Below are 14,086 nucleotides of genomic sequence, written 5' to 3' on the forward strand. Positions count from 1 at the left end.
GCGGGTTTATTCCTCCATTGGCCTCGGCGTGCCCGGGGCGGGCAGTTCTATGCCGAACGCGTCGAACATTGCCTCTTCCACACCCAGTTCGTAGCCTGTCTGGCGGTAATAGTTGCGCAGCAACTCAAGGCTCTGCTCGGACAATGGGTTGCCGCTCAAGTCAGAGTCATCGTTGAGTGGCAAGGGCATCTCCATCAGGTCGCTGGGCAGTTCGGTGATTTGGTTGTCGCTCAGGTCCAGCACCCGCAGGCGACCCAGGCTGAACACCCCCTCCGGCACTTGTACCAGCTCGCAGTTGTGCAGGTAGATTGACTTCAGGCGCGTCAGGTTGCGCAGGTCCGGCAACAGGGTCAGCGGGTTGTCGCTCATGTCCAGGTATTCCAGGTGGACCAGGCGCGAGAGCTGTTCCTGGCTGTTGGGCGTCAGGCGGATCTGGTTGTCCGCCAGCTTCAGGTAGCGCAGGCGTGGAAGGTTGAACACCGTCGTGGGGATGTCGAGCAATGCGTGGCCCTCAAGGGTCAGGTTGATCAGGTTGGGAAGGCAGCGCAGCAATCCATCGACCTGTTGATTGGTGCCGTCGCCGATGATTTCCAGCAGGCTCACATGGTTGAACCGGGCGTTCAGCTGGGGCATGTCCCCCAGCAGTTGCCCGTGAAACACCAGCTTGTAGCTGCGGCGGATGACGCTGTTGGAGTCGTCCAGTTCGCTTTCCCGCCGCCAGCAGCGTTCGAGCAGGTCTTTGAAGTGCAGGCGGCGGATCTGTTCTTCGGCCCGGGCGCCTTCATCCAGCACGGTGTCGAGCAGAGGGTCCCTTTGCGGGATGTCGAGGGCCCAGGCCTGCAGCTGGGTTTGCATCTGTGGGTACTCGAGGGCCAGGCGCTCGACTTCGGCGGGAGCGTTGTTCAGGTCGCCGGGCAGTTGGAAGTACAGGCGGCTGGCTTCACGGGTGTCGAGCCGTGGGTACAGCGCCTGGAGCTGTTGCAGTTGCGGCTGGGGCGCCTGGACATTCCAGTGTTCGGCCGTGCGCTGGCAATAGGTCTTGAGACGTACCAGGGTTTGTTCGGACAAGGGGTTGCCCGATAGATCAAAGGCTGCGGCAACGATGGCGGGCAACTTGAACCCGGCTTCGGGAATCCGCTCGATGGCGTTATGGCTCAGGTCTACCCGGCTTCGCAAGACCCTGCCGGAGAGCAGCGCCGGTGGAATCTCCCGCAGGCCGGTGTTGCTCAGCGACACACTGGTCAGCCCCGTCAGGCGATTGAAGTCCGGCACCCAGGCCAGGCGATTATTGGCCAGGTCCAGGTGCTTGAGCTGGGGCATGCCGGAAAGGGCCAGGGCGCTGGCGGGGTTCATTTCGATGGCGCAGCGGTCCAGGCGCAGATGGGTCAGTCGGTTCAGTTGGGCAATGGTCTTGGGCAGGTGAACCAGGGTGTAGCGGTCGATGGACAGTCGCTCCAGTCCCGTAAAACTGCGCAAAAACTCATCCACCTGCAGGGCGGCCCCGTTGCCGGTCAGGCTCAGTGACGAGATGTGCCTGAACGGTGTACGCATGGCCGCCAGCGTGCCGCTGATGGGGTAAGCCAGCCGCAGGGTGAAGCGCGGTACGCCGCCCTGGGCATCGGCATCCAGTTCGGTTTCACGGCGCCAGGCCGCCTCAAGCGTATCAAGGAACAGTGAGCGGTAGGTGCGCTCCTGGGTCGATACCTGTTCATCCTCGGCCCAGGGCGTCAGGTCCTGGCGGATCATTGGGTATTCGCTCTCCAGCTGTTGCAGGGCGACCCTTCCGGCCTCCAGGTCGCCCGGCAGGCCAAGGATCAAGTGATTGATCTCTTCGTTGCTGAGGGTGGGGTACAGGCGCTGGGCCAGTTCGACATCCGCGCTGGGGGCTTCTATCTCCCAGTGGCCGCCGGTCCTTTGGTAATAGGCCTTGAGCTGTTCCAGGATGGGGCGTGACAGCGGGTTGGCGGAAAGATCGAACTTGCGGCTGGTATCGGCCGGCAAATTGAAGAGCGCGGCCGGCAGTTCGCGAATCTGGTTGTTGGACAGGACCACCAGTTCCAGCTGCGGGCGGCTGAGTATGTCCGCCGGCAGTTCACGCAAGCCGGTGTGGCTCAGGTCCAGGTGTTGCAGGGCGGGCATGTTGGCGACGCTGAAGGGCAAGCCCAGGGGGTTGTTGTACAGGTCCAGGGTCATCAGGCGGGTCATGCCGCTGAGGGCTGCCTGGCTTTCTTCGGTCAGGGTGATATTGCAGGTGTTTAAGACCAGGGCGGTGAGGTTGGGCAATTGCGGGATGCTCGGTGGCAGGTGCCCCAGGGCAAACTGCTTGATGCTCAAGTGCCGCAGCCGGGGGAACAGTTGCAAGAAGTCATTGACCTGCAAGGGTGTGTGTTCGCCCTGCATCTCCAGCAGGCTGATGTGCTCGAAACGCGCCGTGAGCCTGGGCAACTCGCCGTAGATGGGGATTGTCAGTTGCAGCTTGTGGCCATTGAGGGTCAGGGGTTCGTGGTAGTGATCGATTTCGGTTTCCTGGCGCCAGCCGCGTCTGATTTCCTGGGCCCACAGCGCGCGATTGCGGCGAGCGTACTGATATTCCTGGGGGGCCAGCGGGGTTTCGCTCAAGGGGTGGAAGGCCGGTGTCATGGCCTCCCAGATGGCCAGCTCAAGGTCTAGCCTGTTGTATTCGGCTTGCAGGGTGGCCAAGGTCGCCAGGGCCCCTGTTGGCCGGTCTTCCAGGGTTTGCACCACTTCGGCGATCTGTTGTGGGTTGAGGCTGGGCAGCAGGTGGTGCGCGCGCTCCTCAAGGGTGGGCGGTCGGGTTGCGGCCGGTTGGGAAGGGCCGGCGGCCTGGTAGCCGTCCATGCCGCCACGCAGGCGCATGACCTGGGGGTCATAGGTGGGTTTGCGATAGAGGTCTTTGTGCAGCCAGCCGCGCAACTGATCGCGATCCACGGCATATTCGCCAATCACTTGGCGCAGGCGTTCGCCCTGGCCTGCCTGGAGGTTGAGGGCATGGCGCTGGCGGTCCGGGAGGGCCTGGAGCACTGCGTTGTAAAAATCGCTCTCGGCCGACCCCGGGCCCTGGTCGGCGTGCGCGGTGTAGTGGCCTGTTTCGGTGTAGACCAGCGTGCGCCTGGTCGGCGCCTCTGCGCTCCCGATCGCCTCCAGCAAGGGGCCGTCGATACGGTACTGGCGGACCTCCAGGCGCAGGTTGGTCGACCATCCGGGCAAACGTTCCAGGGATAACAGGCTGAGCAGGTGTGTGTCCGGGTTGTCGATGGCGTCCAGATACAGCCCCTCGTAGGCCCGGGTGGTGCGGACATCCAATTGGGCCGAGGCCGCCTGCGCAACAATGCGCGCAGGCACCGTGCCCTGGTCGATTTGTCGCCATTCTTCCCCGCTGGCACCGGCCAGCAGTTCCTCGGCGACGCTGGTGGGCAACCCGGGCTCGGGCGCCGCGTCGATGATTTTTTGCAGCGAAGGGGTCTGGATACGTTCTGCTGTGCGGTAATGGGAGTCGAACAGGGCGAAGCGTTTGAGGTAGGCAAACCGGGCGATTTTCTGGCGCAGGGCGGCGACGCGCAGGTGGGCGTCAGGCGTGGCAAGCTCGGCAGGCTCTTCCAGGAGTGCCTTGCGTTCCGGTTCATTCAGGCTTTCCAGCAGAATGTGCAGTAAATCACCACGCTTGAGTTGGGCTTCGTGGACTTGCACCACACTCGCCCCTGGGCGGCCGGCAAACTCCCATTGGGTTTTGCCGCTGGGGTCGAGAAAGCGCAAGGTCCTGGAGGCAGGCCATAACCCGGAGCCGGTCAGCACTTGCAACTGGGTCTGGGGGTCGGCCTGGCGATAAATCATGGGGTCGTTGCTGTTCAACTGCGTGATGAAGTCTTGCAGGGACTGGTCGATCTGAAAGCGCTTGAGGCTGTCGGCCAGCAACGGCGGAGGTGCCTGATGGTTGAGGTGCATGCTGCGCAGGGCGTTGTCATGGGTGCCGCTGACGCTGCGCACCTGTTGCAGTTGGGCGTCGCTGAGGCCGTCGGTCTGGTAGCCGAGACGGCGCATCAAGGTGGCACTGTCCCAGCTCAACGGGCGCTCCAGTTCCGTGATCCAGGCCCCCTGGCCGTTGGTCATCACCGCCGGCTGATAGGCCGATGGCCGGGTCGGGTGTTGTATGAAATAGCGCTGGCTGGAGGGGTCTTGCCGCAGGTTGTAGTGGCCGTCGTCCAGGCGCAACAGGTTGTTGCCGTTGTAACGGTACAGGCCTTGTGCGTCGGGGCGCAGGGTCTTGGGCGGTACGCGCGCGTGGCGATAGGGGGCCAGGTCAGGGTGCCACAGGCGGGCGCTGCCGTCGGGTGTGGTCACCGGTGTGTGGCTGTCGATAAAGCGCAGGCTCTCAACCGGCAGTACCTTGCGCAGAATGCCCTGGGCGATGGGGACTCCGGTGGCAAACAGGCCCAATTGCACCACTTGCTCGACAAGCCCCATGCCATGCACAAAGGCTTCCTGCACCCGGCCTTCAGACCAGTCGATGATCCCTTCAAAGGCTTCGTCCAGCAGTTGATAGGCGGTGTAGCCGAGCATCAGCAGACCCAGCGGCGCAACAAACGGTGCGACAAACAAGGTGGCCACTTGCAGCACCACCGAGGCGATTTTTTGCACCAGGTCCCAGCGCTCCCAGCGCGCTTGCTGGTTGACGCTGGCGGTGGACACCGCCTGGCTACTGGCATCGTCCAGCAGTTTGCTCAACTTCATCTGATGCAGATGCTGGAACAGCGGCTGCTTGATGGGGATGCCACGCACTTGCAGGTTGGGCCGCTCCACATCGGTTGCCCGCCAACTGGGCAGCGGGTCGCCTGGCGTATGGGGATGCCAGGTCACTTCGGAGAGGCGGCGGGTGAGGTCGGCAAAAAAACGGCCGGTATCGGCGTGGCTGACAAAACGACTGAAGAATTGTTGAAAGTCCGTGGAACGCAGGCGTGCGCTGAGCGCCTGGACAAACGCCTGGGCGCTGGCATATTGCTTGATTGGGTGTTGCGGGTCGTCGGGGATATAGACAATCACCGGCACCACCTCGCGGCTCGTCTCCAGGTGCTGCGCAAACAGGACGATCCCGCTCAGGCGGCTGGACATGATCACCAGCTCGTGGGCGATCAGTGCCGGGCGCGAGTGGCCGTGATTGATCAGGCTGTGCATTGCGTCATACCCGGCTTGTGGGAGATCGCCCTTGAGCAGTGCCATGTACAGCACCAGATGGAGGGCGCTGGTCAGGCTTTGCGTCACCCGTGCCTGCAACACGGCCCTGGCCACGGGGTTGGCCAGCCCCAGATAGTCATGGAGATAGCGCTGGTAGCGGCCACCGATATCCAGGTCGCGGCACAGGGTGGCGAATTGCGCGATGCTGATTTTTGCATCAACCGCCGGCAGGCTTTGGAAGTGCCCGGCGGCATTGGGTTGGGTGCTGAAGCCGGAGTGCTGCTGGTAGGCCCCGGGCTCGGCTTCGGCAGGTTCAAAGTTATGCAGGGCGGCCTGCAGCACGGACACGCTCCAGGTGCGCGCAGCACCGGCCTTGACCTGGAACCCGGCGAGGGTCAGCGGGACATAGAGTTGCAGCCAGGTGCTGTGCACATCCAGATCCAGGCCATAGTGGCGCTTGAGCGCCGGTTGCAGCAGCTCGGCGCCGAAGGTCTCAGGGCTTTTGAGCCCCGCCAGGGCCTTGTCCACTTGGTTCTGCCGGGTCCAGGCGTCACTGTTGAGGCGCTTGAGCGTTTCATGCTGGGCGGCCGAGGCGTTTTTGTACCAGTCGGGGAAGCTCGGCGCCAACTCGCGCAGGGCCGAGCGCCTGGCGGGGGTGGCGTCCCCGAGCCAGCGAGGAATGGCCTGGGCGAGGATGGCGTGGTGCGCCTGGGGGGTGGCTGGGGCAGGAAGGTGGGGCAGAGGCATGGGGTCGGTCCTTGACGCGGTTAATGTCTTGCCAGCAGACCAGTCGGCACCCGACCGACGGCGGTAGATAGTTGCTGCGGTATGCTTGGGCGCCGTTGCGAAGATCACCTGCCCACGGAGTGGGCGCACGGTTTAAACTGCGCCATTGCGACGCTATTTGTCGCATTGGCGTAAACCCACGCACATCGCGGGTTAGCGCTATAAGAAGTTGTCGCTTGGCGGCAAGGCTGCACTGAAAACTGTCCTTACAATCCCTGCATCGCCCGCCAGTTCCAGGCAGGCGTTCCTCTTCAGGAGACTCCGATGTCCGTTGAGCAAACCCCGGTGCAACGTGCCGATTTCGACCAGGTCATGGTGCCCAACTATGCCCCTGCCGCCTTTATCCCTGTGCGTGGCGAAGGTTCCCGCGTGTGGGACCAGTCGGGTCGCGAGCTGATCGATTTTGCCGGTGGCATCGCAGTGAACGTGCTGGGCCACGCCCACCCGGCGCTGGTCAGTGCGCTGACCGCACAGGCCAACAAGCTGTGGCACGTCTCCAACGTTTTCACCAACGAACCGGCCCTGCGCCTGGCCCACAAGCTGATCGACGCCACCTTTGCCGAGCGGGTGTTCTTCTGCAACTCCGGTGCCGAAGCCAACGAGGCCGCCTTCAAGCTGGCCCGTCGTGTGGCATTCGACCGTTTCGGCAGTGAGAAATACGAGATCATCGCCGCGCTCAACAGCTTCCACGGCCGCACCCTGTTTACCGTCAACGTCGGTGGCCAGTCGAAGTACTCCGATGGTTTCGGTCCTAAAATCACCGGCATCACCCACGTTCCCTTTAACGACCTGGCCGCGCTGAAAGCCGCCGTGTCGGACAAGACTTGCGCCGTGGTGCTGGAGCCGATCCAGGGCGAAGGCGGCGTGATGCCGGCCGAGCTTGCGTACCTGCAAGGGGCTCGCGACTTGTGCGACGCCAACAACGCGCTGCTGGTGTTCGACGAAGTGCAGACAGGCATGGGCCGTACTGGCAACCTGTTCGCCTACCAGCATTACGGTGTGGTGCCGGACATCCTCACCAGCGCCAAGAGCCTGGGCGGCGGTTTCCCGATTGCCGCGATGCTGACCACGGACGCCCTGGCCAAGCACCTGGTGGTCGGTACTCACGGCACCACCTATGGCGGTAACCCGATGGCGTGTGCCGTGGGCGAAGCGGTGATCGACGTGATCAACACCCCGCAAGTGCTGGCGGGTGTCCACGCCCGGCATGACCTGTTCAAGGCCCGCCTGGAGCAGATCGGCAAGCAGTACGGCATCTTCACCGAGATACGTGGCATGGGCCTGCTGCTCGGTTGTGTCTTGAGCGATGCGTTCAAAGGCAAGGCCAAGGACGTGTTCAACGCGGCCGAGAAAGAAAACCTGATGATCCTGCAAGCCGGCCCGGACGTGGTGCGCTTTGCGCCGAGCCTGGTGGTGGACGAGGCGGATATCACCGAAGGCTTGGACCGTTTTGAACGTGCGGTAAAAGCGCTAACACAAGCCTGACAGATACACCTTTATCTGCCGAACCGGATCAAGTGTGGGAGCGGGCTTGCCCGCGATAGCGATCTGTCAGTCGATGTTGTTGTGACTGGCCCACCGCAATCGCGGGCAAGCCCGCTCCCACATTGGGACCTGGGTGATTCCAGGTTCAATGTCCGATATTTTTTATGAAGTTTTCGAGTTAAGGAGTGACACCATGCTGGTGATGCGCCCCGCGCAAATGGCTGATCTGGGCGAGGTACAGCGTCTGGCTGCGGACAGCCCGATTGGTGTCACCTCCCTGCCGGATGACGTTGAACGCCTGAGCGACAAAATTGCCGCCAGCGAAGCTTCCTTCGCCGCTGAAGTGAGTTTCAACGGCGAAGAAAGCTATTTCTTTGTCCTCGAAGACACCGTTGCCGGCAAGTTGGTGGGCTGTTCGGCCATCGTCGCCTCGGCCGGTTATTCCGAGCCGTTCTACAGCTTTCGCAACGAGACGTTCGTCCACGCCTCCCGTGAACTGAAGATCCACAACAAAATCCACGTCCTGTCCCAGTGCCACGACCTGACCGGCAACAGCTTGCTGACCAGTTTCTACGTGGTGCCGGAGCTGGTGGGGTCGGCCTGGTCGGAACTCAACTCCCGTGGCCGCCTGTTGTTTGTCGCCAGCCACCCCGAGCGGTTTGCCGACTCGGTGGTGACCGAAATTGTCGGCTACAGCGACGAGAACGGTGATTCGCCGTTCTGGGACGCCATCGGCCGCAACTTCTTCGACCTCAACTACGCCGCCGCCGAGCGCCTGTGCGGGTTGAAAAGCCGCACCTTCCTCGCCGAACTGATGCCCCATTACCCGATCTACGTGCCGCTGTTGCCCGACCAAGCCCAGGAAGCCATGGGCCAGGTGCACCCGCGTGCGCAGATCACCTTCGACATCCTGATGCGCGAAGGTTTTGAAACCGACCATTACATTGACATTTTCGACGGTGGCCCGACCCTGCATGCACGGGTCTCGGGCATCCGCTCGATTGCCCAGAGCCGCGTGGTGCCGGTGAAGATCGGCGAGATGGTCAAGGGCGTTGGCCGTCAGTACCTGGTGAGCAATGCGCAGTTGCAGGATTACCGTGCGGTGATGCTGGAACTGGACTACGCGCCGGGCAAGCCAGTGACCCTGGACCTGGAAGCGGCCGAAGCCCTGGGCGTCGGCGAAGGCGCCAGCGTGCGCCTGGTAGCGGTTTAAAAAGCAGAGTTTCGCGGGTGGCTGCACAGCGGCCCGTCTGAGGAGATAGCATGATCGTTCGTCCCGTACGCAGCAGCGATTTACCGGCCCTGATTGAGTTGGCGCGCAGCACCGGCACCGGTCTCACCACCTTGCCGGCCAACGAAGAGCGCCTGACCCACCGGGTGGGCTGGGCTGAAAAGACTTTTCGCGGCGAAGCCGGGCGCGGCGATGCCGACTACCTGTTTGTGCTGGAAAGCGACGAAGGCCGCGTGGTGGGGATTTGCGCCATTGCCGGCGCCGTGGGCCTGCGTGAGCCGTGGTACAACTTCCGGGTCGGCCTGACGGTCAGTGCCTCCCAGGAGCTGAATATCTACCGCGAGATCCCCACGCTGTTCCTGGCCAACGACCTGACGGGCAACTCCGAGCTGTGCTCGCTGTTTTTGCACGCCGATTACCGCAACGGCCTCAACGGCCGCATGCTGGCCAAGGCGCGGATGCTGTTTATCGCCGAGTTCCCGCAGCTGTTTGGCAACAAAATCATCGCCGAGATGCGCGGGGTGTCCAATGACGCCGGGCGTTCGCCGTTCTGGGAGAGCCTGGGCCGGCACTTCTTCAAGATGGAATTCAGCCAGGCCGACTACCTCACCGGCGTGGGCAACAAGGCGTTTATCGCCGAACTGATGCCCAAGTTCCCGCTGTACACCTGCTTTTTGTCTGAAGATGCGCGCAACGTGATCGGCAAGGTTCATCCCGATACCGAGCCGGCCTTGAGCATGCTCAAGAGCGAGGGTTTCAGCTACCAGGGCTATGTCGATATCTTCGACGCGGGTCCTGCGGTGGAGTGTGAGACCAGCAAGATCCGCGCGGTGCGTGACAGCCAGGCGCTGGTGCTGGCTATCGGCACGCCGGGGGACGATGCCACGCCGTTTTTGATGCACAACCGTAAACGTGAAGAGTGCCGCATTACCGCCGCGCCGGCGCGCCTGGCTGCCGGCACCCTGGTGGTCGATCCGCTGACCGCCAAGCGCCTGCAACTGGTGGCCGGTGATCAAGTGCGTGCCGTACCGTTGTCTGCTGCCCGGGAGTCGAAATAATGAATTCGCTGTATATCGCAGGGAGCTGGCTGGCTGGCCAGGGTGAGCGCTTTGAGTCGCTGAACCCGGTGACCCAGCACGTGGTCTGGGCTGGCAATGGCGCCAGCGTCGAACAGGTCGAATCCGCCGTGCAGGCCGCACGCCAGGCCTTCCCGGCCTGGGCCGGGCGCCCGCTGGAAGAGCGCATCGGCGTGCTGGAAACCTTTGCCGCCACCCTGAAAAGCCGCGCCGATGAAATCGCCCACTGCATCGGTGAGGAAACCGGCAAGCCGCTGTGGGAATCGGCCACCGAAGTCACCAGCATGGCCAATAAAATCGCGATCTCGGTGCAAAGCTACCGCGAACGTACCGGCGAGAAGAGCGGTCCCCTGGGCGACGCCACTGCCGTGTTGCGCCACAAGCCTCACGGCGTGGTCGCGGTATTCGGCCCTTACAACTTCCCGGGCCACTTGCCCAACGGGCACATCGTCCCGGCCTTGCTCGCGGGTAATACCGTGTTGTTCAAGCCAAGCGAACTGACCCCTAAAGTGGCCGAGCTGACGGTGCAGTGCTGGGTCGAAGCCGGCCTGCCGGCGGGCGTGTTGAACCTGCTGCAAGGCGCGCGGGAGACCGGGATCGCCCTGGCCTCCAATCCAGGCATTGATGGCCTGTTCTTCACCGGCTCCAGCCGCACCGGTAACCACTTGCACCAGCAATTCGCCGGGCGCCCGGACAAGATCCTGGCGCTGGAGATGGGCGGCAACAACCCGCTGGTGGTGGACCAGGTGGCCGATGTGGACGCGGCGGTCTACACCATCATCCAGTCGGCCTTTATTTCTGCCGGCCAGCGCTGCACCTGTGCCCGGCGCCTGCTGGTGCCGGAAGGCGCCTGGGGCGATGCACTGCTGGCGCGCCTGGTTGCCGTCAGCGCGACCATTGCAGTGGGGGCCTTCGACCAGCAACCGCCGCCATTCATGGGCTCGGTGATTTCCCTGGGCGCGGCCAAGGCCTTGATGGCGGCCCAGGAGCTGATGCTGGCCAACGGCGCCGTGGCGTTGCTGGAAATGACCCAGCCCCAGGCGCAGGCCGCCTTGCTGACACCGGGCATCATCGACGTGACGGGCGTGACCGAGCGCGAGGACGAAGAACTGTTCGGCCCGTTGCTGCAAGTGATTCGCTACGCGGATTTCGCTGCGGCGATCAGCGAGGCCAACAACACCCAGTACGGCCTGGCCGCAGGTTTGCTGTCGGACTCCGAGGCGCGCTACCAGCAATTTTGGCTGCAAAGCCGGGCCGGTATCGTCAACTGGAACAAACAGCTGACCGGCGCCGCGAGCACCGCGCCCTTTGGTGGGGTAGGGGCCTCGGGCAATCATCGCGCCAGTGCTTATTACGCGGCGGATTATTGTGCGTACCCGGTGGCCTCGCTAGAGACCTCAAGCCTGGTCTTGCCAGCAACACTGAGCCCAGGCGTAACACTGATCTAAATGTGGGAGCAGGCTTATGTAGGAGCTGGCTTGCCTGCGATGCGAGCACCTCGGTCTTTCAGCCAGACCGAGGGGATGCCATCGCAGGCAAGCCAGCTCCCACACAAGCCTGCTCTCCCAGTTGATTTGTGGTGTATTCAAGTAAATTGATGCCTATAAAAACAGATGTTCGTGGAGCCTCGCCGATGAAATCCTGTGAAGTCAATTTTGACGGTCTCGTGGGGCCGACCCATAACTACGGCGGTCTGTCCTACGGCAACGTCGCGTCCCAGAGCAACAGCCAGCAATCTTCCAACCCCAAGGAGGCGGCGCTGCAGGGCCTGGCGAAAATGAAAGCCCTGATGGACATGGGCTTTGTGCAAGGTGTGCTCGCCCCCCAGGAGCGCCCGGATGTGGCCGCATTGCGCAACCTTGGCTTTGCCGGCAGCGACGCCCAGGTGATCCAGCAGGCGGCCAAGCAGGCGATGCCTTTACTGGTGGCCAGTTGTTCCGCATCGAGCATGTGGGTGGCCAACGCCGCGACCGTCAGCCCGAGTGCCGACACGGCCGACGGCCGCGTGCATTTCACCGCCGCCAACCTCAACTGCAAATACCACCGCAGCATCGAGCACCCGACCACCAGCCGTGTGCTGGGGGCGATGTTTGCCGATCAGCAGCACTTTGCCCACCACGCCGCATTGCCGGCCGTGACGCAGTTCGGTGACGAAGGCGCCGCCAACCACACCCGCTTCTGCCGCGACTATGGCGAGGCGGGCGTGGAATTCTTCGTGTTCGGCCGCAGTGCGTTCGACACCCGCTACCCGGCGCCGCAAAAGTACCCGGCGCGCCAGACCCTCGAAGCGTCCCAGGCGGTCGCCCGTTTGCATGGCCTGCAGGACAGCGGGGTGGTCTACGGCCAGCAGAACCCGGCGGTGATCGATGCCGGGGTGTTCCACAACGACGTGATCGCGGTGGGCAACGGTGAAGTGCTGTTCTATCACGAGGATGCGTTCCTCAATACCGAACAGATGCTCGCCGAACTGCAGGCCAAGCTGGGCAAGCTCGGCGGCAACTTCCAGGCGATCTGCGTGCCCCGCGCCCTGGTCAGCGTCGAAGACGCCGTGCGCTCCTACCTGTTCAACAGCCAGTTGCTGAGCCGCGCCGACGGTTCGATGTTGCTGATCGTGCCCGAAGAGTGCCACAACAACGAGCGCGTCTGGCATTACTTGCAAAGCCTGACCCGTTCCGGCGGGCCGATTGGCGAAGTGAAAGTCTTCGACCTCAAGCAAAGCATGCAGAACGGCGGCGGCCCGGCCTGCCTGCGTTTGCGCGTGGCGTTGAAGGAGGCTGAACTGGCGGCGGTCAATCCAGGGGTTATCATGACGGCGCCGCTGTATGAAACGTTGACCCAATGGGTCGGCAAGCACTACCGCGACAGCCTGCGCGAAACCGACCTGGCCGACCCGCAGTTGCTGCTCGAATGTCGCACGGCATTGGATGAACTGACGCAAATCCTTAAACTGGGCGCGGTTTATCCTTTCCAGATCAATTAAAGCCCCCACGGCTGAGACCTATTTATGACCACCGATACCCTGAAGCTGATTCTTGAAGACACCGACGGCACCCAGCTGGAAACCTCCTGCACCCGCCTCGCCGTGGTGTGGCAGGGCAAGGAAATCTGGATCCAGCACGACGGCCGTGGCCAACTGCTGATCGGCGTGGACGTGGAAGAAGGTGATGCCGAATACGCCAACCTGCTGATGCGCCCCCTGGCCACCAACCTGATGAGCCTGCAGCTGGAAATGGAACCGGCCGACGTTGAAGGTGATGACGACGACCACGTCCACGGCCCAGGCTGCAACCACTAAGGAAGCTGCTCTATGCTCGCCCTCGGCAAACTGCTTGAACTGACCCTCGCCGGTCGTGAACCGGCGCAAAAAATTCAACTGACTGTCGACGGCGTGCAAATGCGCTGGCTGAGCGAAGGGGCGCTGGAAGTCCGGCCGCCCCAGGCTCGCGACAATGGCGCCGATGTGCTGTTGTCCAGTGGCATCCATGGCAATGAAACGGCACCGATCGAGTTGCTCGACCGCTTGCTGCACGGCATTGCCCGCGGGGAGATCAAGCCCCGCACCCGTATTCTGTTCCTGTTCGGCAACCCCGAGGCCATGCGTCGCGGCGAGCGTTACCTGGAACAGGACGTCAACCGGCTATTCAATGGCCGTCACGAACAAAGCATCGGCCCCGAAGCCATACGCGCTGGCGAGCTTGAACAGTTGGCCCGTACCTTCTTCAGCGTGCCCGACCGTTCGCGCCTGCACTACGACCTGCACACGGCCATCCGGGGCTCGAAGATCGAACAGTTCGCCCTGTACCCGTGGAAAGAAGGGCGCCAGCATTCACGTGCCGAACTGGCCCGCCTGCGGGCGGCCGGTATGGCTGCGGTGCTGTTGCAGAACAAGACGTCCATCACCTTCACCGCCTTTACCTACGAACAGCTGGAGGCCGAGTCATTCACCCTGGAGCTGGGCAAGGCCCGGCCATTCGGGCAGAACCAGGGGGTGGACGTCTCGCGCCTGGAAACCCGCCTCAAGCAGATCATCGAAGGCAACGAGCCGGCCACCGAGGGCCTGGACGGCCTGAAGTTGTTCAGCGTGGCCCGGGAAGTCATCAAGCACAGCGATGCCTTCACCCTGCATTTGCCGGCGGATGTGGAGAATTTTTCGGAACTGGAGAAGGGCTACCTGCTGGCCGAGGACATTGCCAAGACCCGCTGGGTGATCGAGGAGGAGGGCGCGCGCATCATTTTTCCCAACCCGAAGGTCAAGAATGGGCTTCGGGCGGGGATCCTGATTGTGCCGACGGATGACCAGGGGCTGGCCTAGGCCCTG

Annotated in this window: 8 protein-coding genes; 7 read left to right on the forward strand and 1 reads right to left on the reverse strand. The window is 62.9% G+C overall.

The window, feature by feature from the left end; all coding sequences use genetic code 11:
• Positions 1 to 6: 6 nt before the first annotated feature.
• On the reverse strand, positions 7 to 5,937 hold the full coding sequence (locus AO268_RS08680; protein WP_099168445.1) for a dermonecrotic toxin domain-containing protein: 5,931 nt from the start codon (positions 5,935 to 5,937) through the stop codon (positions 7 to 9).
• Between the two features lie 303 nt (positions 5,938 to 6,240).
• On the opposite strand from AO268_RS08680, the gene AO268_RS08685 reads away from it, so the two are divergent.
• The 7 genes from AO268_RS08685 to astE all read left to right on the forward strand — a co-directional run bounded on the left by AO268_RS08685 (position 6,241) and on the right by astE (position 14,080).
• Positions 6,241 to 7,461, forward strand: coding sequence for an aspartate aminotransferase family protein (locus tag AO268_RS08685; protein WP_076962893.1), 1,221 nt, complete (start codon positions 6,241 to 6,243; stop codon positions 7,459 to 7,461).
• A 193-nt stretch (positions 7,462 to 7,654) separates the two neighbouring features.
• Positions 7,655 to 8,674, forward strand: coding sequence for an arginine/ornithine succinyltransferase subunit alpha (gene aruF / locus AO268_RS08690; RefSeq protein WP_076962892.1), 1,020 nt, complete (start codon positions 7,655 to 7,657; stop codon positions 8,672 to 8,674).
• A 50-nt stretch (positions 8,675 to 8,724) separates the two neighbouring features.
• Positions 8,725 to 9,750 (forward strand): arginine N-succinyltransferase, encoded by a 1,026-nt coding sequence (astA, locus tag AO268_RS08695; protein WP_099168446.1) that lies wholly within the window; start codon positions 8,725 to 8,727, stop codon positions 9,748 to 9,750.
• Complete coding sequence (gene astD / locus AO268_RS08700; RefSeq protein WP_176561352.1) at positions 9,747 to 11,216, forward strand: succinylglutamate-semialdehyde dehydrogenase; 1,470 nt, start codon at positions 9,747 to 9,749, stop codon at positions 11,214 to 11,216. The genes astA and astD overlap by 4 nt, the downstream gene beginning before the upstream one ends.
• Positions 11,217 to 11,401: 185 nt before the next feature.
• Positions 11,402 to 12,748: an N-succinylarginine dihydrolase gene (gene astB / locus AO268_RS08705; protein ID WP_099168448.1), complete on the forward strand. Its 1,347-nt coding sequence runs from the start codon at positions 11,402 to 11,404 to the stop codon at positions 12,746 to 12,748.
• A 24-nt stretch (positions 12,749 to 12,772) separates the two neighbouring features.
• Positions 12,773 to 13,063 carry a hypothetical protein gene (locus AO268_RS08710; RefSeq protein ID WP_029294458.1) on the forward strand — a complete coding sequence of 97 codons (291 nt, stop codon included), beginning with the start codon at positions 12,773 to 12,775 and terminating at the stop codon, positions 13,061 to 13,063.
• Positions 13,064 to 13,075: 12 nt separating this feature from the next.
• Positions 13,076 to 14,080: a succinylglutamate desuccinylase gene (astE, locus tag AO268_RS08715; protein ID WP_076962888.1), complete on the forward strand. Its 1,005-nt coding sequence runs from the start codon at positions 13,076 to 13,078 to the stop codon at positions 14,078 to 14,080.
• Positions 14,081 to 14,086: the final 6 nt, after the last annotated feature.

The sequence above is a fragment of the Pseudomonas sp. ICMP 8385 genome (assembly GCF_002699915.1).
In the GTDB taxonomy this organism is placed as follows: Bacteria; Pseudomonadota; Gammaproteobacteria; order Pseudomonadales; family Pseudomonadaceae; genus Aquipseudomonas; species Aquipseudomonas gessardii.